18 protein-coding genes are annotated in these 19,799 nt (G+C 36.7%); 14 read left to right on the plus strand and 4 right to left on the minus strand.

Annotation, left to right across the window (positions count from 1 at the left end):
- Positions 1 to 36 precede the first annotated feature (36 nt).
- Together JL53_RS07680 and JL53_RS07685 are read right to left on the minus strand one after the other, a co-directional pair.
- Positions 37 to 318: a hypothetical protein gene (locus tag JL53_RS07680; RefSeq protein WP_038407262.1), complete on the minus strand. Its 282-nt coding sequence runs from the start codon at positions 316 to 318 to the stop codon at positions 37 to 39.
- A gap of 85 nt (positions 319 to 403) precedes the next feature.
- Positions 404 to 685, minus strand: a complete 282-nt coding sequence (locus tag JL53_RS07685) for an acylphosphatase (RefSeq protein WP_003719656.1) — start codon at positions 683 to 685, stop codon at positions 404 to 406.
- A gap of 139 nt (positions 686 to 824) precedes the next feature.
- On the opposite strand from JL53_RS07685, the gene JL53_RS07690 reads away from it, so the two are divergent.
- Positions 825 to 1,172, plus strand: coding sequence for a DUF1033 family protein (locus tag JL53_RS07690; RefSeq protein ID WP_038407263.1), 348 nt, complete (start codon positions 825 to 827; stop codon positions 1,170 to 1,172).
- Positions 1,173 to 1,228: 56 nt separating this feature from the next.
- Positions 1,229 to 2,305: a type 2 isopentenyl-diphosphate Delta-isomerase gene (gene fni / locus JL53_RS07695; RefSeq protein ID WP_003719658.1), complete on the plus strand. Its 1,077-nt coding sequence runs from the start codon at positions 1,229 to 1,231 to the stop codon at positions 2,303 to 2,305.
- A gap of 37 nt (positions 2,306 to 2,342) precedes the next feature.
- On the opposite strand, the gene trhO is transcribed toward fni, so the two are convergent.
- A complete protein-coding gene (gene trhO / locus JL53_RS07700; protein ID WP_038408210.1) occupies positions 2,343 to 3,290 on the minus strand; it encodes an oxygen-dependent tRNA uridine(34) hydroxylase TrhO in 948 nt (315 codons plus the stop codon).
- A gap of 250 nt (positions 3,291 to 3,540) precedes the next feature.
- On the opposite strand from trhO, the gene JL53_RS07705 reads away from it, so the two are divergent.
- Both JL53_RS07705 and JL53_RS07710 read left to right on the plus strand, forming a co-directional pair.
- Entirely contained in the window at positions 3,541 to 4,467 is a 927-nt protein-coding gene (locus tag JL53_RS07705; RefSeq protein WP_038408211.1) for a YitT family protein, read from the plus strand.
- Positions 4,468 to 4,616: 149 nt separating this feature from the next.
- The gene (locus tag JL53_RS07710) at positions 4,617 to 6,905 is read left to right on the plus strand and encodes an FtsK/SpoIIIE family DNA translocase (RefSeq protein ID WP_038407264.1); all 2,289 of its coding nucleotides are present in this window, start codon (positions 4,617 to 4,619) and stop codon (positions 6,903 to 6,905) included.
- Positions 6,906 to 6,942: 37 nt separating this feature from the next.
- On the opposite strand, the gene proG is transcribed toward JL53_RS07710, so the two are convergent.
- Positions 6,943 to 7,782: a pyrroline-5-carboxylate reductase ProG gene (proG, locus tag JL53_RS07715; RefSeq protein ID WP_038407265.1), complete on the minus strand. Its 840-nt coding sequence runs from the start codon at positions 7,780 to 7,782 to the stop codon at positions 6,943 to 6,945.
- A gap of 351 nt (positions 7,783 to 8,133) precedes the next feature.
- On the opposite strand from proG, the gene JL53_RS07720 reads away from it, so the two are divergent.
- The 10 genes from JL53_RS07720 to JL53_RS07765 all read left to right on the plus strand — a co-directional run bounded on the left by JL53_RS07720 (position 8,134) and on the right by JL53_RS07765 (position 19,664).
- Positions 8,134 to 9,207 carry a BMP family lipoprotein gene (locus JL53_RS07720; protein WP_038407266.1) on the plus strand — a complete coding sequence of 358 codons (1,074 nt, stop codon included), beginning with the start codon at positions 8,134 to 8,136 and terminating at the stop codon, positions 9,205 to 9,207.
- A gap of 426 nt (positions 9,208 to 9,633) precedes the next feature.
- Complete coding sequence (locus JL53_RS07725) at positions 9,634 to 11,175, plus strand: ABC transporter ATP-binding protein (protein ID WP_003719665.1); 1,542 nt, start codon at positions 9,634 to 9,636, stop codon at positions 11,173 to 11,175.
- On the plus strand, positions 11,168 to 12,220 hold the full coding sequence (locus tag JL53_RS07730) for an ABC transporter permease (RefSeq protein ID WP_014092770.1): 1,053 nt from the start codon (positions 11,168 to 11,170) through the stop codon (positions 12,218 to 12,220). The genes JL53_RS07725 and JL53_RS07730 overlap by 8 nt, the downstream gene beginning before the upstream one ends.
- Positions 12,217 to 13,167 (plus strand): ABC transporter permease, encoded by a 951-nt coding sequence (locus tag JL53_RS07735; protein WP_003719667.1) that lies wholly within the window; start codon positions 12,217 to 12,219, stop codon positions 13,165 to 13,167. Before JL53_RS07730 ends, JL53_RS07735 begins: the two co-directional genes overlap by 4 nt.
- Positions 13,168 to 13,284: 117 nt before the next feature.
- Positions 13,285 to 14,577: an EF-P 5-aminopentanol modification-associated protein YfmF gene (gene yfmF / locus JL53_RS07740; protein WP_003719668.1), complete on the plus strand. Its 1,293-nt coding sequence runs from the start codon at positions 13,285 to 13,287 to the stop codon at positions 14,575 to 14,577.
- The gene (gene yfmH / locus JL53_RS07745) at positions 14,558 to 15,841 is read left to right on the plus strand and encodes an EF-P 5-aminopentanol modification-associated protein YfmH (RefSeq protein ID WP_003719669.1); all 1,284 of its coding nucleotides are present in this window, start codon (positions 14,558 to 14,560) and stop codon (positions 15,839 to 15,841) included. The genes yfmF and yfmH overlap by 20 nt, the downstream gene beginning before the upstream one ends.
- A gap of 96 nt (positions 15,842 to 15,937) precedes the next feature.
- The gene (gene ymfI, locus JL53_RS07750) at positions 15,938 to 16,669 is read left to right on the plus strand and encodes an elongation factor P 5-aminopentanone reductase (RefSeq protein ID WP_003719670.1); all 732 of its coding nucleotides are present in this window, start codon (positions 15,938 to 15,940) and stop codon (positions 16,667 to 16,669) included.
- Positions 16,670 to 16,718: 49 nt separating this feature from the next.
- Positions 16,719 to 17,669 carry a helix-turn-helix domain-containing protein gene (locus JL53_RS07755; protein ID WP_038408213.1) on the plus strand — a complete coding sequence of 317 codons (951 nt, stop codon included), beginning with the start codon at positions 16,719 to 16,721 and terminating at the stop codon, positions 17,667 to 17,669.
- An 86-nt stretch (positions 17,670 to 17,755) separates the two neighbouring features.
- Positions 17,756 to 18,334 carry a CDP-diacylglycerol--glycerol-3-phosphate 3-phosphatidyltransferase gene (gene pgsA, locus JL53_RS07760; protein ID WP_038407267.1) on the plus strand — a complete coding sequence of 193 codons (579 nt, stop codon included), beginning with the start codon at positions 17,756 to 17,758 and terminating at the stop codon, positions 18,332 to 18,334.
- 67 nt (positions 18,335 to 18,401) lie between these two features.
- Positions 18,402 to 19,664, plus strand: a complete 1,263-nt coding sequence (locus JL53_RS07765) for a competence/damage-inducible protein A (protein WP_038407268.1) — start codon at positions 18,402 to 18,404, stop codon at positions 19,662 to 19,664.
- Positions 19,665 to 19,799 lie beyond the last annotated feature (135 nt).

Here is a 19,799-nt window from a genome sequence, read left to right on the forward strand (position 1 = left end):
TGTTTCATTTTCCTCCTAAATGGTAAAATAATAAGCTCAAACGTTGGAAAATGAAAAACTGTCTTCATCATCAGTAATGGCGCTACATTTCATTTTTACTGCCAGCCAATTGATAATAAAATTGGGAGAAGCTCGGTGAAAACGAGCTTTTAATGAAAGTTTACTTCGCTTTAAACAGATAGCGTCAGCGGGTAGCACCATTTTCGGTTTTAATAATGTGATTGCCGACCAATAACTAAAAATCGTCAACATTAACAAAAACGTTACCGTAAGTGAAATGAATTCTGGTTCCAGTAAAATCTGTAAAATGGAAATCATGCCACGCATTCGCTCCTTTCAAGGTTTAAGTACTCATTAACTATAATCCAAAAAGAGCTTTAGTACAACCACTATTTTCGAAATATTAATAAATGATATCAAACGTTTTTCGTTCTTCCACGGGAGCACCTTTGTAAATATAAACATGCTCAATTCTGGAACCAGGTGAAGGGCCTTTTTTTATCGCATCGATGAATTTTGCTAAGTTTTCTTCTTCCGCAATGGCGTGAATTTCAACGGATCCATCATCTAAGTTTTTAACTGTACCACTAATATCATATTTGTATGCGACATGTTTTGTTGTGTAACGAAAACCAACTCCTTGTACAAATCCGGTCACTCTTAAAATCGCTGTATCCCTAGCCATTATGCAACCAACCCTTTCTATTTTTCCTTACTACTAGTGTATCTTTTTTTGACGCTACTTTCAAAAATTTGCATTCCAGTATTTCACGAGGGCTTATGCTATAATAATAGTATTCTAATTAGTGTTGGGAGTTTTTATGATGGCAAAGTGGAATGTCTATCTAACCAAAGGAGAATATGAGCCTTGGTGGTTTTTTGAAGAATGGGAAACATCTATTCAAGCTGATTTTTCATTTTCGGAAAAAGAACGAGCGTTAGCAAAGTATCAGGAATTAGCCGGAGAACTATTACGTAATTACCCTAATCATCAGACTAAAAAAGACTGTTTACTTGCTGCTTGGAATGAAGAAGAAATCGAATATTGCGAGGACTGCGAGGACGACATCCAAACCTTCCATGGTCTTATTTTGTTTTTAGACGGAGAAGTATATCAACCAACTACGGAAGAAAAAGAAACGATTTTTAAAACAGTTTTAACATTTGCTTGAGAAAATTCTCTCGTTTATAAAGATAATTGAAATTAGTGATTTGTGGAGGACTAGAAATGCAAAAGAATGATGACTTATTAAGAGAACGGCGCAAAGATGAACATGTTGCTCTTGGAGTAAAACAAAATGAGCAACTTGGCAAGTCTAGCTTAGATGATATTCAGCTGATTGGCACATCTATCCCACGCTATAATGTGCGCGAAATTGATTTGACAACGACGATTTGCAAGACGAATGTGGCATTTCCTTTTTATATTAATGCGATGACTGGTGGAAGTCGCCATACAAAAAGAATTAACGCGGAACTTGCTGAAATTGCGAAAGAAGTGGGGATTCCGATGGCGGTTGGTTCGCAGTCGGCAGCTTTAAAGAATAGTGCACTTATTGATACATATCAAGTTGTTCGAGATGTCAATCCACATGGAGTAATCCTAGCGAATGTAAGCCCAGAAGTGAAAATAGAGGATGGATTACGAGCAGTAGAAATGTTAGAGGCTAATGCACTTCAAATTCACATTAATCCAGCACAAGAGTTAGTTATGCAAGAAGGTGACCGGTCTTTCAGTCACTGGCAAGAGAGAATAGAGGAGTATGTGAAAATTTCGCCGGTTCCTATTATTGTAAAAGAAGTTGGCTTTGGCTTAACGCGCGAGACAGTGACCTCTTTAACAAACATCGGTGTCCAAACAGTTGATTTAGCTGGAAAAGGCGGGACTAATTTTGCTCAAATTGAAAATGATCGTCGCCGCGACCATGCATATGATTTTTTACTTGATTGGGGAGTTACGACTGGACAAGCGTTACTAGATATGCAACATGCGGATGCACCAGAAGTGGCTTTTCTTTCATCGGGAGGAATTCGTTCACCACTTGATATTGTAAAATCATTAGCGCTTGGAGCAAATAGTGTTGGTATGGCGGGGCAAGTTATTTATGCATTGAAAAAAGATGGCGTCGAAAAGACCATCGCTAAACTAGAACTTTGGAAAGAGCAATTACGTGGGTTATTTGTATTGGCTGATGCTAAAAATATTACTGAATTAAAACAAACTTCTTTGATTGTGACAGGAGAGCTTGCTGCATGGGGAAATTTACGAGGAATTGACTTAATACATCTAGCTAATCGAAAATAAAACCAGCTGCTATTAATTAGCAATGCTGGTTTTTTTATTATTGAACGGTCTCGTTTAAAGCCTCAAGTCGTTCATTGAAGCTCTCTTTCGATAAGTTTTTTGTATATAGGTTTGCAGGATGAACCCGGCATGCATGCGAACAACTACGCATGTATTTCTCTTCATTTTCGACAGAGGCAAGAATTTGTTTGTTACAATACGGATTAGCACAATTGATGTAGCGTTCACAAGGAGTTCCATCAAAGTAATCTTTACCAACAATTGTCGGGTTTACTTGATTTATTGGAACCGCAATTCGCTCATCAAATACATACATTTGTCCATCCCAAAATTCGCCTTGCGTTTCTTCATTTTTTCCGTAAGTAGCAATGCCGCCATGAAGTTGACTTACATCTTCAAAACCAGCAGTTTTTAACCAACCAGAAAATTTCTCGCAACGAATACCACCAGTACAATAAGTAACGATTTTTTTATCTGCTAATTGATCACGATTTGCTTCAACCCAACCTGGTAATTCACGGAAATTTTGGATATCTGGACGAATGGCTCCACGGAAATGACCTATATCAAATTCATAATCATTTCTTGCATCTAAAATGACCGTATCTTCATCTAACAAAGCTTCGCGAAATTCAGCTGGGTCTAAATAATCTCCGGTTACTTCAAGCGGATTCACATCATTCTCTAAACTTAAGCTAACAATTTCCGCACGATGTCGAACATGCATTTTTTTAAAGGCATGAGCTTCTGCCGCATCAATTTTAAAAACCATATCACGAAAGCGTTCATCATTTGCCATATAAGTCATATAATTATTTGTTGCTTCCACAGTTCCCGAAACGGTACCATTAATTCCCTCAGTAGCCACAAGTATTCGGCCTTTCAATTCCATTTCTTTGCAAGCAGCTAAATGCTCCTTTGCAAAAGTTTCTGGATCATCAATCGTTGTGTATTTGTAATATAACAACACTTGATAGTCACTCATCATCTTATCACCCTTCAAAATGTATTTCATGTGTGAGATTTTCTCCACAAGTTTGCGCATTAATACTATACTATAGCAACATACAGCCTGGCAAGTAGTCGAACTGTAAAATAAATGCTTCTTATTATGAACTATATGTACAAGTATAAAACAGCTATGGTATACTTATTAAATATGAAGCGAAAATTTGTTGATGAAAGCAAGTATTGTTTTCATTGTTTAAAAATAAAGAATGAAGTAAGGATTGGGCGTGAGCTATGTGCAAATAAATGAAACGTTTATGGAGGAACTAGCTTTAAAAAAAGTAAAACAAGAACGAAGAAAAAGACTAAAGTGGTTTGTTTACAAATTTCTGATGATAACGTTTGGAGCAATTTTAATGGGAGTTGGTCTAGAACTGTTCCTTGTAAACAACCAAATACTAGATGGGGGTGTCGTCGGTATTTCAATTATTATTTCACAACTAACACCACTGCCACTAGGTATTTTAACCTTCGTACTTAATATTCCATTTTTTATTATCGGTTACCGAAAAATCGGAAAAGTATTTGCTCTGTTTACTTTATACGGAATTGCAATTATGTCCATAGTTACGCTAGTTTTGCATGATATGAATCCAGTGACGGATGATTTGCTTCTTGCAACAGTTTTTGGTGGAATGACACTTGGTCTCGGTGTAGGACTTGTCATACGTAATGGTGGAGCGCTTGATGGTACAGAAATTATCTCAATTATTATCAATGGCAGAACCCCATTCTCGACAGGACAAATTATTATGTTTATCAATATTGTTATTTTTATTGTTGCTGGGCTTGTTTTCAACTGGGACCGCGCAATGTATTCCCTGATTACGTATTTCTTGGCATATAAAGTCATTGATATTGTGATTCAAGGTGTAGATGAATCGAAAAGTGCTTTTATTATCAGTCGGTATTATGAGGAAATCGGCGCGGAAATTATGGAACAGCTTGGAAAAGGCGTAACTTATTTAGATGCGACTGGTGGGTATTCTGGTGATGTAAGAAAAGTAGTTTTCGTTATCGTCTCTAGATTTGAAGAAGTGAAAGTGAAAGCAATTCTGGATGAAATTGATCCAGATGCTTTCTTAGCCGTCGGAGGTAGCATGTCGGAAGTTCGCGGTGGTAAACTAATGAATACAAAAACGCCACACCTATAACAAAACAAAAAGCCATATATCTCTTCATTTGAGATGTGTGGTTTTTCAAAAGGAAACATTTGTTTGGATAATAGGGCTTTAGTATGAACTATGAAACATTTAGATATGCTATAATAGAACAAGCAAAAAAAGGAGTAGGTGGAACTTTAATGGCGACGCAAAAGAAAAAAACGACTGGACGCAAGAAAACAACTAGCCGTTCAAAAAAGAAAAAAACCGTATCATTACGCTCAGAAATATTTGGCGTTATTTTAGTAGCAATTGGGATAGTCGGGATTTTACAATTAGGTTTCGTTGGTAAAGTTTTCTTTGCACTTTCTGAAATGTGGGTAGGGTTGTTGAGTTATGTATTGTTAGCAGGCCTTGTCATTCTTGGTGGCTATTTGGTAATTAAAAGACAGCGGCCACGTTTTTTTAGCAAGCGGTTAGTCGGGATTTATTTAATTATTTTAGGATTTTCAACATATATACATATGTATTTTATCGTGCATACACTTGGACTTGATAGTTCCGTTTTTCTAGGTACATGGAAATTAGTTCTGGAGAATTTATTCCGACCAAACCAAGTAGGTTTTGTTGGTGCAGGGATGGTAGGAGCAGCGATTACTTCTGTTACTTACTTTTTAGTTGATCGTTTAGGCACTAATATTATTGCTGTTTTATTAATTGTTTATGGATTTTCGCTAGTTTCTGGAATATCCATACGCCAATTTTTTGCTAAAATAGCTGATTTTGTTCGCTTCTTGTTTTCTAAAGGTAAAGCAGCAACAGAAAAAGGCAAAGAAGTAAAAGCGAAACGTGATCGGAAGAAAGCAGAAAAAGCAGTAGAGGAAGAAGTCGAAGAAGTGGAAGCGGAAGTCATCGAAGTAGAGCAAGAAAGAGAAGAAAAATTACCACCAATTATTTCTAATTTCAGTTCGAAACTCGAGCAGGAAAAACCCTCGCTAGAAGAAAAAGCAGAAGTAGATAAGAAAGAGTCTGATTTAGTCCTTTTTGAACAAGAATCTTTTGAAAACGAAATTTATCAATTACCACCAGTGGACATTTTAGCACCTGCGAAAGTAACAGATCAAAGTAAAGAATATGACCAAATAAAAGTAAATGCGAAAAAATTAGAAGATACATTCAATAGTTTTGGCGTAAAAGCAAAAATCACACAAGTTCACCTTGGACCTGCTGTTACAAAATATGAAGTACAGCCATCTGTTGGTGTTAAAGTAAGTAAGATTGTTTCTTTAAGTGATGATATCGCACTTGCTCTAGCTGCAAAAGATATCCGAATTGAAGCGCCAATACCAGGGAAGTCTGCCATTGGAATTGAAGTGGCAAACCAAAATGTAGCCATGGTTTCATTACGAGAAGTCCTAGAAAATAATCCAAAAAATAATCCTGATGAAAAACTTCAAATTGCACTTGGACGGGATATTTCTGGAGAAGCGATGATGGCGAATTTAGATAAAATGCCTCATTTACTTGTAGCAGGAGCAACAGGAAGTGGAAAATCTGTCTGTATTAATGGTATTATCACAAGTATTTTACTCCGCGCTAAACCACATGAAGTAAAAATGATGATGATTGATCCAAAAATGGTGGAATTAAATGTTTATAATGGAATTCCGCATCTACTTGCCCCTGTTGTAACTAACCCTAAAAAAGCCGCACAAGCTCTTCAAAAAGTAGTTGCGGAGATGGAACGACGTTATGATTTGTTCTCTCATACGGGGACTCGTAATATGCAAGGTTACAATGAACATGTAAAAAAACACAATGAATTAAATGAAGAAAAGCAAGCTGAGTTGCCCTTTATTGTGGTCATTGTTGATGAGTTAGCTGATTTAATGATGGTTGCGTCCAATGATGTAGAAGATGCCATTACAAGGCTTGCACAAATGGCACGTGCGGCGGGAATTCATTTAATTATCGCGACACAAAGGCCTTCTGTAGATGTCATTACTGGTGTTATTAAAGCCAATATACCTTCAAGAATTGCCTTTGCTGTTTCTAGTTCGATTGACTCTAGAACGATTCTGGATATGGGTGGGGCAGAGAAATTACTTGGTCGTGGTGACATGTTATTACTTCCAGTTGGCTCGAGCAAACCGACACGAATTCAAGGCGCTTTTTTATCTGACGCAGAAGTGGAAGATGTCGTCAATTATGTTATTTCGCAACAAAAAGCACAGTATAACGAAGAGATGATCCCTGATGATATTCCTGAGGTAGAGGGAGAAGTGACAGATGAATTATATCATGATGCAGTAGACCTTGTAGTCGAAATGCAGACAGCTTCCGTCTCAATGCTACAAAGGAAGTTCCGGATTGGCTATAATCGTGCTGCTCGCTTGATTGATGAAATGGAGCAAAGAGGGGTAGTCGGACCTCACGAAGGTAGCAAACCTAGACGAGTCAATGTAGAAACAACTTCGGAAAACGAATAAAATTAAAAGAGGCTGCGACAAAATCGCAACCTCTTTTTTATGAAAGTAAATCTTTTTTTTGTTTCTCAATTTCTAGTTTACTCTGTGAATATTTATCTTGCGTTCGATTTAATAGTTCATCAAAAAATGCAGGTAATTGTTTTTGGCTCAACTCGACACCTTCTGCAGTAATTCCACCTTTTGTTGCTACTCGTTCAATTAAGCCGCTAAAAGTGTAATCTTCTTCCACTAATAGTTTTGAAGTTCCTGCAAGTGAAAAATTAATCATTTGAAAAACTTCAGCGTCAGAAAGGCTAGACCTTCGAAGTGCGGCTTCCATGAACTGTTCAAAAATGGCTGCAATGATGCCAGGGGAAGAACTAGTTAAATCACTCGCAATCTCCATATTTTCCTCTCGAATCGTCATGACATGTCCAAATGAGTCAAAAGCAGTTTCTAACCATTGACGATTATAGCTCATAACTTGATCTGAATGAACGATAAGTGTTGTTCCGATACCAACGGCAGTTGTAAGAGAAGGGATTAATTTACTTATTTGTAAATTAGGTACTATATCTAGAATATCCTTAGTACTAATACTAGCTGCAATGGAAATTACGTGACGTTCTGATGTAAGCACAGAGGAACAGTCTTTTATGAGCGGTAGAACAGCTAGTGGCAGTTTACAAATAAAACTATGTTCGGCTTTTGTGAAAACCTCTGCTTCATTTGCCGCTAATTCCGAAGTAGGATACTGATCATAGAAATTTTTCAAATGTTCATTTTCAGAACTAGAATAAATAATGATTTCCTCTGGTGATGTTACTTTTGCTTTTAGCATTTTCGTAGCAATTAAAGTTGCCATACTCCCAAAACCGATAAAGCCTATTTTTGTCATTTTATATCCCGCCTTTCTAGCACTATTTTTTTATTATGAAGGGAATAAAACTGGATTGCAACAAAATTTGATTGTGTGCTTTTTCACGTTAAAACGCTTACTTATAAAGAATTACCGAAACCAAACGATTTCGACTGCATGGAATTTTCTGAATTCATTTGCATTAAAAATTTATGAACTTGGTTATTTATTTATTTTATTTTCCATGGTATATTAAGAACAGTTGGAGAAGACGTTAAATGTTTTTGTGCGTTATCCAAAAAGGGACCATACATATTTTAATACGCGCCTGAATGTTTGTTTTGACTGAGAGCTCTGACTAACATTATATCTCTCGGGAGGGGTTTTAAGGTGAAAAAGCGTACATTTGCTTTAGCACTATCAATGATTATTGCTTCTGGCGTTGTCCTAGGTGCTTGTGGTTCAAGCAGCGACGATAAAAAAAGTAGCGATGATAAGAGCAGTAAAGATTTTACAGTAGCAATGGTTACAGATACTGGTGGCGTTGATGACCGTTCGTTTAACCAATCAGCATGGGAAGGCTTACAAAAATTCGGTAAAGCTAACGACATGGAAAAAGGTACAGATGGTTACAACTACTTACAATCAGCATCTGAAGCAGATTACAAAACTAACTTAAACACTGCTGTTCGTAGCGACTATGATTTGATTTACGGAATTGGTTATAAACTTAAAGATGCAATTGAAGAAGTTTCTAAACAAAAACCTAAAAATCAATTCGCTATTGTGGATGACACAATTGATGACCGTGATAATGTAGTAAGTATTGGATTTAAAGATAACGATGGTTCTTACCTAGTTGGTGTTGTAGCTGGCTTAACAACAAAAACTGATAAAGTTGGATTTGTTGGTGGAGTAAAAGGCGCTGTTATCGACCGTTTTGAAGCTGGTTTTACTGCTGGCGTAAAAGCTGTTAATCCTGATGCACAAATTGATGTTCAATATGCAAACGATTTCGCCAAAGCTGACAAAGGTCAACAAATCGCTTCATCCATGTATTCAAATGGCGTAGATATCATTTTCCACGCTGCTGGTGGTACTGGTAACGGTGTCTTTGCAGAAGCGAAAAACTTGAAGAAAAAAGATCCTAGCCGTGCTGTTTGGGTAATCGGTGTTGACCGTGACCAATGGGACGAAGGAAAAGTTACAGCAAACGATGGCAAAGATTACAATGTAACTCTTACATCTGAAATTAAACGTGTGGATATCGCTGTAGAAGATCTTGCAACGCGCACAAAAGCTGGAGATTTCCCTGGTGGAACTAAAATTGAATATGGTCTTGATAAAGATGCTGTAGGGCTATCTGAACATCAAGATAATATTTCTAAAGATGTTTTAGCTAAAGTGGAAGAATACAAACAAAAAATCGTTGATGGGGATATTAAAGTTCCTGAAAAACCTTGATTTATAGTTATAAAAAATGATTAATACGAACGAAGTAAAACCTTTTATGAAAGTCGGTATCAAGCATATCGGCTTTCATAAAAAAATAATTTGTAAGCGTTTTATTATAATAGGTAAACCCTTTTACTAAAAGAAAATAATCGGTATATTGGAATTTATGATTGCAATGAATGCCATTTAGAAATAAAATAAGGAGATGGCTTTTTTAATCACTTAAAAATGTACAATCGCTTTTATACATAATTGAAATAATTACTAGCGTTTTATAAGATACAAAGCATCTAAGTGATAAGCCATTAAAAACAAACGGATAAAAAACTCGGAACCTTCTTCGGGAGGAAGTACGGGGAGAGGCGGCGTCCTTCGAGAGAATCGCGCGAGTGGCTGTTTTTCCAGTTTGAACCAGACGACAAGGGGAGTGAAGAAGTGGACTTTGTTATTGAAATGTTAGGAATCAGGAAGGAATTCTCTGGATTTGTAGCAAATGATAACATTACCTTACAGTTAAAGCAGGGCGAAATCCATGCTTTGTTAGGTGAGAATGGCGCAGGGAAATCTACGCTAATGAACGTCTTGTTTGGTTTATATGAACCAGATGGTGGCGAAATTCGCGTTCGCGGCAAAAAAGAAAATATCAATAGCCCGAACAAAGCGAATGAACTTGGAATCGGCATGGTCCATCAGCATTTCATGTTAGTGGATAAATTTACGGTTGCTGAGAACATCATTCTTGGAAAAGAGCCAAGCAAACTAGGTGTTATCGAGAAGAAAAAAGCAGTAGAGGAAATAAAAGAAATTTCTGATCGTTACGGTTTGCGTGTAGATCCAAATGCAATTGTGAGAGATATTTCCATCGGTATGCAACAACGGGTTGAGATTTTAAAAACACTTTATCGTGGAGCAGACATTTTAATTTTCGATGAACCAACCGCTGTTTTGACACCTCAAGAAATTAAAGAATTGATTCAAATTATGCGTTCACTAATTAAAGAAGGCAAATCAATTATTCTAATTACACATAAATTAAAAGAAATTATGGATGTTTGTGATCGTGTAACTGTTATCCGCCGTGGTAAAGGCATGGGTACGGTGAACGTTCCTGAAACAACGCCACAAGATTTGGCCAATTTAATGGTTGGTCGTGAAGTTGTCTTTACAACCGAAAAAACCGAAGCACATCCTGGTAAAGATGTTTTGGAAGTGAAAGATTTAGTCGTCAAAGAAAGTCGTGGTGTCGAAAGTGTTCGTGGACTTAATTTAACTGTTAGAGCTGGGGAAATTGTTGGAATTGCAGGAGTAGACGGAAACGGCCAAAGTGAGCTAATTTCTGCAATTGCTGGTCTTTCCAAAGTAACAAGCGGTACTATTCAATTAAATGGCGAACATATTGAAAATAAAAAACCTCGTAAAATAACCGAGGCTGGTCTAGGACATATCCCAGAAGATCGTCATAAACATGGTTTAGTACTGGAAATGTCACTTGGAGAAAATATTGCGTTACAAACTTATTACAAGAAACCGATTTCTAGCAAAGGCTTTTTAAATCACAAAGCAATGTATGAGTTTGCTCGTGAACTGATTGAAGAATACGATGTTCGTGCAAGTAGCGAATACGTAGCAGCAAAATCGCTTTCAGGTGGTAACCAACAAAAAGCGATTATTGCGAGGGAGATTCATCGTAATCCAGATTTCTTAATTGCGGCTCAACCAACACGCGGACTTGATGTTGGGGCAATTGAATTCATCCATCGGCGTTTAATTGAACAACGAGATAATGGAAAAGCAGTGTTACTTATGTCGTTTGAACTAGATGAAATTATGAATGTTAGTGATCGAATTGCTGTTATTTATGAAGGGAAAATTGTTGCTATTGTTGACCCGAAAGAAACAACAGAGCAAGAACTTGGTTTAATGATGGCTGGTTCATCCAAACAAGAAGCGGAAACGGGGGAAAAAGAACATGTCTAAACGACTACAAGCGTTAGTTATCCCAATTACTGCCGTTATTCTTGGGCTCATCTGTGGTGCGATTATCATGCTTATTTTTGGATATGATCCAATTGCTGGCTACTCAGCACTCGTTGAAGGTGTTATTGGTGAACCGTTCTATATTGGTGAAACTATTCGTCAAGCCACACCTTATATTTTAGTTGGTTTGTCTGTTGCTGTTGCCTTTAAAGCTGGTCTTTTCAATATTGGGGCAGAAGGTCAAATGTTGATGGGGTGGTTAGGGTCTATCATTATAGCAGTAAATTTTGACGGATTAACAAAATGGATTCATTTGCCACTTGCGATTATTACTGGGATGGTTTTCGGTGCTATTTGGGCATTTATTCCAGGTATTTTAAAAGCAACTTTACGTGTAAATGAAGTTATTGTAACTATCATGCTTAATTACACAGCACTTTATATTTTCAACTATGTGGTACAAAATTTACTTACAGATGGTTTAGATAAAACGGAGGCTATTCATGAATCAGCTTCTTTACAATCAGAACTATTACAATCAATGACCGATTATTCTTCGCTTCATTGGGGAATATTGATTGCCCTTGGTTTTGCACTTATCATTTGGTTAATGTTAAATAAAACGACATTTGGTTATGAAATCGAAGCAGTTGGATTTAACGAAAATGCTTCACAGTATGCCGGTATGAGTGTAAAGAAAACAATTATCTTTTCAATGGTTATTGCCGGAGCGCTTGCAGGTCTTGGTGGCGTAATGGAAGGACTTGGAACATACGGAAATGCATATGTATTAGCTTCTTCTCCTGGTATAGGTTTTGATGGTATCGCTGTAGCATTACTAGGTGGAAGTTCTCCAATCGGAATCGTCTTCTCGGCAATTTTGTTTGGTGCGTTAAAAGTTGGTGCACTAAATATGCCAGCAGTAGCAGGCGTTCCAAACGAATTAGTTAATGTCATTATCGCTCTGATTATCTTCTTTGTGGCATCCAGCTACATTATACGCTGGGCGATGGCAAAATTTAAGAAGGGGGCGAAAGCAGAATGACAGCCATTTTAGCGACAATTGTTTCTAGTACACTGCTTATGGCAGGCCCGCTAATTTTCACTGCACTCGGGGGCGTTTATTCTGAACGTGGTGGTGTAGTTAACATTGGCCTAGAAGGTATGATGGTAATGGGGGCATTCTCAGCTATCGTCTTTAACCTTACTTTCCAAGATACTTTTGGGGCCTTAACTCCTTGGATATCACTTATTGCGGCAATGCTTGTTGGGGGAATCTTCTCACTAGTTCATGCCGTTGCAACGATTAATTTCCGTGCTGACCATGTAATCAGTGGTGTAGCCATTAACTTTTTAGCAACAGGTCTATCTTTATTCCTTGTAAAAGTTATTTATGATAAAGGCCAAACAGATCAAATTAAGTATTACTTTGGAAAACCGGATATTCCTGTTTTAAGTGATATCCCGGTTATTGGCGATATTTTCTTCAAAAACGTTCCGGTAATGAGTTATGTTGCGATTTTGTTTGCAATCGTTTCGTGGTTTATTATATACAAAACCCGCTTTGGCCTTCGTCTTCGTTCTGTAGGGGAACATCCTCTAGCAGCTGATACGATGGGAATCAAAGTTCGCTGGATGAGATATCAAGGAGTTATCATCTCTGGAATTCTCGGTGGACTTGGTGGTGCAGTTTATGCCCAATCATTTACACTTGATTTTGGTCATTCCACTATTTCTGGTCAAGGTTATATGGCACTTGCCGCGATGATTTTTGGTAAATGGAACCCACTTGGCGCAATGGGAGCTGCCATTTTCTTCGGATTTGCGCAATGTTTGGCCATTTCTGGTGGTTCATTACCATTCTTCAAAGACATTCCAGACGTTTACTTACAAATTGCACCTTATGTGTTAACAATCCTTGCTCTAGTTGGTTTTATCGGTAAATCCGAAGCGCCAAAAGCAGACGGTGTGAACTACATTAAAGGGAAATAATAAAGGTAACAGCCTAGGTTGGATTCTAGGCTGTTTTTTTTATGCTAGAAAATTGTGTGCGGCAACAACTTAGGATACAATAGATAAGTGAGATAATTGCTTGAAAGGAGCATTATAATGACAGACAAAATATTTCAAGAAAAAGTTGGTCCGGTTGCACTAACTATCGTACCCACCGAAAAATATAAATCAAATAAAATTGTGTTTAAATTTCGCGCTCCATTAGAAAGAAAAACAGTAACAAAACGTTCCCTTCTTTCGATATTGTTAGAAACAAATAGTAAAAATTATCCTACACAAACTGCTTTTAGAAAACAATTAGCTAATTTATACGGTGCTAATTTCTACACAACGACAGCAAAAAAAGGTAACGAACACGTGTTAACAATGATTTTTGATATGATTGATGGACAATATGTTTCTGACGGCGACCATATTCTTGAAGATGCTTTTGCTTTTATTGAAGAGGCGCTTTTTCATCCGAATGCTACAAATGGTGTTTTTGATGCAGAAACACTTACAAGAGAAAAAGAAAATTTGAAAAGCAGTTTAGAAGGTATTTATGATGATAAAATTCGTTTTGCTTCTAAACGTTTGGTAGAAGAAATGTTTCAAGAGGATGAATATCGCTTTGGTGCAGCTGGAGTACTAGAAGATATCGATAGTATCACGCCTGAAGACTTATACACTTATTATTTACAATTTATCACAGAAGATACGGTAGAGATATTTATTTGTGGAGATGTCACGAAAAAACAAGTAACCCCTCTAATTAAAAAAATGGCTTTCTCAGCACGTCCAGAACGCAAAGGGGTGTTTTATACAAAAGAAGCACCAAAAGATGTACAAATTATTCATGAAAAACAAGCAATTAACCAAGGTAAACTGGTTTTAGGCTACCAAACAGATACATTGTTTGGTGATGGTGATTTTGTTGCTTTGCAGCTTGCAAATGGTTTATTAGGCGGTTTTGCTAATTCAAAAATCTTTATAAATGTGCGAGAAAAAGCTAGTTTAGCTTATTATGCATCCAGTCGAATTGATTCTTTTAAAGGATTTATGGTCATTTCTGCAGGTATTGATGAAGTGAACTATGAACAAGCTTTAAATATCATTCAAGAGCAGATAGTTGCTATGAAGCAAGGGGATTTTACGAATGAGGAATTAAATCAAACAAAAGAAATGCTTGTAAACCAATTGTTAGAAACGAATGATCAAGCGCAAGGATTAATTGAGCTTGTATACAATAATGTACTAAGGGAAGCTGATTTAGATCTTAATAATTGGATTGCAAAAATAAAAGCAACCACAAAAGAAGAAGTGGTTCAAGCGATTAATAAAATCAAACCAGATACCATTTATTTCTTAAGCAAGGGAGGAGAAGAACTTCATGGAAAAAATCACATTTGAGCAAGTAAAAGAAGCTGTTTTCCATGAGAAAATGGAGAATGGTTTACAAGTCTATCTTCTTCCTAAAAAAGGTTTTAGCAAGACTTACGCAGTATTTACAACAAACTATGGTTCTATTGATAACAATTTTGCACCAATCGGAGAAACAGAATTCAAAAAAGTACCAGATGGAATTGCGCACTTTTTAGAACATAAAATGTTTGAAAAAAAAGATGGCGATGTATTTTTTAAATTTGGAGAAAAAGGAGCATTTACAAACGCCTTTACTTCTTTTACAAAAACAGCTTATCTTTTCTCGAGTACATCACGCGTGGAAGAAAATCTAGAAACGTTAATTGATTTTGTACAAGAGCCATATTTTACAGAAGAAACGGTGGAAAAGGAAAAAGGTATTATCGGACAAGAAATTAGAATGTATGATGATGATCCGGATTTCCGAGCATATTTTGGTGTCATCGAAAACATGTACCACAATCATCCAGTGAAAATTGACATTGCTGGAACAGTGGAATCCATAGCAGAAATCAACAAAGATTTATTATACCTATGCTATAACACTTTTTATCACCCAAGTAATATGGTATTATTTGTTGTTGGGAATCTAGAACCTGAAGAAATGATGAACCAAATTCGTGCTAACCAATCGAAAAAATCATTTCCAAAAGCATCACCTATCAAACGACACTTTCCAGAAGAACCAAAAACAGTTGCTGTAAAAGAACGCAAAATGAAATTTCCGGTTCAAATCGCGAAAAATTTAGTGGGGATTAAAGAAGATATTGGCTCGTTAGAAGGTCAAGCAGCAATTAAACAAGAAATTATTGGTGACATAGCTCTTGAAATGTTATTTGGAACAACTTCTGACACCTACTTAGCACTATATAATGAAGGGATTATTGACGACACATTTGGTTACGATTATACTCTCCAAGATAGCTTTTCATTTGTGCTTGTTGGTGGCGATGCGAAAAATCCAGACGAACAAACAGCCAAAATATTAGAAGCTATTCAAGGAGCAGCCAAAAATGGTTTACAAGCAGCTGATTTGGCACTTGTAAAAAGAAAACGTATTGGGCAGTTTTTACGCTCACTTAATTCACCAGAGTTCATTGCTAACCAATTTAGCCAATATGTCATGAAATCTGCTTCCTTGTTTGATATTTTACCATTAATGGAAACAGTGACGTTGGAAGAGGTTAATGCATTCGTGAAGAACTTGGACGCACAGGAACGAACTACCACCTTTCAATTACTTCCGGAATAAGTAGAAAAGGACTAACGATTTTTTAGTATAATAAATAGCAAAAAATCGTTAGTCATGCTATCATAAAAGAAATAGACTGGAAAGGGTTGCCTTTTTTTGGATAAAGAGATAAAATATGCATTTGTAACAGGAGCCAGTGGAGAAATTGGACAAGCGATTTGTTTATCCCTTGCAAGAGCTGGCTGGAACTTGTATATTCATTACTATCAAAATAAACAAGCTGTAGAAAGTTTATTGCCACATTTACTTGCTGAAGATGTTGATGTTATCCTGATTCAGGCTGATTTTGACGATACAGCGAGTGTGGCAGAAGTGGAAAAGCAAGTCTTCCAAATAGATGCATTTATCCATGCAGCAGGGAACTCGCACTATGCGTTATTTCAGGATATGACAGATATAGATATAACTAAATTATGGAATGTGCACATGTTCGGACCAATGCAATTAATCCGTACTTTTATTCCGAAGCTAACGAAAAGCAAACAAGGAAGAATTGTGTTTATTAGTTCAATTTGGGGTGAAGTTGGAGCAACCATGGAAGTAGCTTATTCAACTGTAAAAGGTGCACAAATCACCTTTTGCCGTGCGTTAAGTCAAGAACTTGGCTCTTCTGGAATAACAGTTAATGCAGTGACGCCAGGAGTCGTGCAAACAAAAATGATGGATCAGTTTTCCACTGAAGAACAAGCTATACTTCGTGAGGAAATCCCCTTCAAACGTTTTGCCAAACCACAAGAAATTGCAGATACAGTAGAATTTTTAACAAGTAAAAAAGCAAACTATATCACTGGAGAAGTTTTGCGCATAAATGGCGGTTGGCTTATGTAAGATTAGTAAAAAGTGGAAATTTGATATTAGTAATGGTAGGTGTTTAATTTTGACAGAACTCGGTGATAAACTGAAACAAGCTAGACGTGAAAAAGGACTCAGTTTAGACGACTTACAACAAATAACGAAAATTCAAAAACGTTATTTAGTAGCGATTGAAGAAGGTAATTATGCTGTTATGCCTGGAAAGTTTTATGCAAGGGCATTTATTAAACAATATGCAGAGGCTGTTGGGCTCGATAGTGCAACACTGTTTGACGAGTTTGAAAGCGAAGTTCCTGAAACACCGCAACAAGAAGTGGTTAATAATGAGCCATCACGAGTACAAAGTAAAAGAAATCCAATGCCTGCGCAGTCTGTGGGCAATCAAGTAAGCTCACGTAATCGTTTTTTTGATATTTTACCAAAAATTTTAATTGCTTTATTTATTATTTTTATCTTATTCATCGTTTGGTTTTTCCTGCTTAATAAGCAAGATAACTCGACTGAAAAAGTAAAAACAGATACTAGCAATCCAACGGTGAAAGTGGAAGATTCTACTAAAAACGAAGATACGAGTAAAGATACCACTAAAAAAGACACAACGGAAAAAGATACAAGTAAAGACACAACAAAAGATAAAGATACATCGGATAAAACAGAAGACAAGCCCAAAGAAGTGGAAGTAACTAAAGGCGAAACATCTGGTAATGCCACCACTTATACAGTGAAAAATACAGATAAAATGGCACTTACTCTTAGTGCTACTGGCGATTCATGGATTGGCGTGTCTGACGTTAGTGGAAACACTATCCAAAATGTTACTTTATCCGAACAAAATCCATCTGCTGAAATTGATTTAGGAACAAATAAAACTGTTACCGTTGTAATTGGAAATGCCCCAGTAACAACTGTGAAAATCAATGGCAAACAACTTGAACTAGCGCCAACACTTGTTAAACAGGTATTAACTATTAATCTGGAATCTAGTGATAGCGATACTAGCTCAGATACACAATAATGAACGTTATATGGCGAAATCTAGCAATTAGATTTCGCCAACATTTTTTAGTACATACAGTTTGAATGAAAAAAGGAGAGAAAAAAATGAATTTACCAAATAAATTAACGGTTATCCGAATTTTTATGATACCAATTTTTGTTATTCTTTGTGTGGTCCCCTTTAATTGGGGCAGCATTACATGGCTTGATTCTACCATCCCAGTTACAAGCTTAGTTGCTACTATTATTTTCATCGTAGCAGCTCTTACAGACTGGTTTGATGGACATTTAGCACGTAAATACAACCTGATTACCAATTTCGGTAAATTTGCAGATCCGATGGCTGATAAGCTTCTTGTGGCAGCTGCATTTATTATTCTAGTAGAAATGCACATTGCTCCTTCTTGGGTTGTTATTTTAATCATCAGTCGTGAACTTGCTGTAACAGGGCTTCGTTTACTGTTAGTAGAAGGTGGAGAAGTACTGGCAGCTGGTCAACTTGGGAAAATTAAAACTTTCACACAAATGATTGCTATTCCATTAATGCTATTAGATAATTTCCCCTTTGCTTGGACAGGTATTCGTGTTGATTTAATATTCTTATATGTTTGTGCGTTCTTTGCAGTATGGTCTGGAATTGACTATTTCTACAAAAACCGTGGCGTATTTAAAGGCTCCATGTAATAAAGAAAAAAGCATACCATGTGTGCTTTTTTTCTATACCAAGAATTCGTTAGGGAGATGAAAAGAAATGGCAAATGCAGAAATTATTGCAGTAGGAACAGAATTATTATTAGGACAAATCGTTAATTCGAACGCCGCTTTTATTTCACAAGAATTAGCAGCGGACGGAATTTATGTCTACCATCATACAGTTGTTGGAGATAACCCAGCGCGTCTAAAAGAAGTGATAAAAATTGCTGAAAACCGCAGTGATATTTTAATTTTAACAGGTGGACTTGGACCAACTGAAGATGATATTACGAAACAAATTTTAGCTGAACATTTGCAGAAAAATTTAATAATCGATCCATTTCATATGAATAAAATTACCGAATATTTTGCTTCAAGAAGTCGTACGATGACTGAAAACAACAAATTACAAGCAGTTATTATTGAAGGGGCGATTGTTTTAAATAATGATTATGGCTTTGCTGCAGGGATGTTTTTACAGCAAAATAACCATACATACATTTTATTACCTGGACCTCCTTCTGAAATGAAACCAATGTTTAGTCATTACGCAAACCCTTTGCTTGTAAAAGATAATGGAGCGGAAAATATTTTAGAATCTAAAATTATGCGTTTTTTTGGTATTGGTGAATCTCAACTAGCTGCGGATTTAAATGATCTGATTGTAACACAAGAGAATCCTACTATCGCTACTTATGCTGGAGATAATGAAGTGATTGTGCGTATTACGGCAACAGCCAAAACAAAGGAAGAAGCAGCGAATCTAGTCAATGAAACCGAACAAGAAATTCTTCAACGTGATGGCGCTTTTTTATATGGATACGGGGAAGTTACTTTGCCAGAATTAGTAACGGCGATGTTGCTAGAGAAAAACATTACCATATCAGCTGCTGAAAGTTTAACGGCCGGTCTTTTTCAAGCTGAAATTGCTCGTTTCCCTGGAATTTCGAAAATTTTCAAAGGGGGAATGGTTACTTACAGTGCAGAAGCAAAACAATCTATTTTACAAGTTTCCAAACAAGTAATTGCAGATAAAGGTGTGGTTAGTTCGGAATGTGCTACTGAGATGGCAGTTAATGTGAGACGGCTTTGCAATACCGATTTGGGTATTAGTTTCACAGGTGTTGCAGGACCAGACAGTTTAGAAGGCCATCCAGCAGGAACTATTTGGATTGGCTTAAGCATCAAAGGGTACAAAACAGAAGCCTATCAATTTGTTTATGGTCGAGATAGGAATCATAATCGTCGCCGAGCTGTAAAACAAGGATTTCAACTAATTAAGCAATTTTTAGATACCAATGCTTCATTTTCTTTTAAGTAAAAAAAGAAATTTGGCAGGCAAAAAGCAAAAAGGACCTATAAAAAAGTATTAGACGCAAGCTTGAAATCCCGCTATAATTAAGGAGAAAGTAACCGGTACTTACACAAAATAAAAAATACGAATAAATGTTCGCTT

This window comes from Listeria ivanovii subsp. londoniensis (assembly GCF_000763495.1).
Lineage (GTDB): Bacteria > Bacillota > Bacilli > Lactobacillales > Listeriaceae > Listeria > Listeria londoniensis.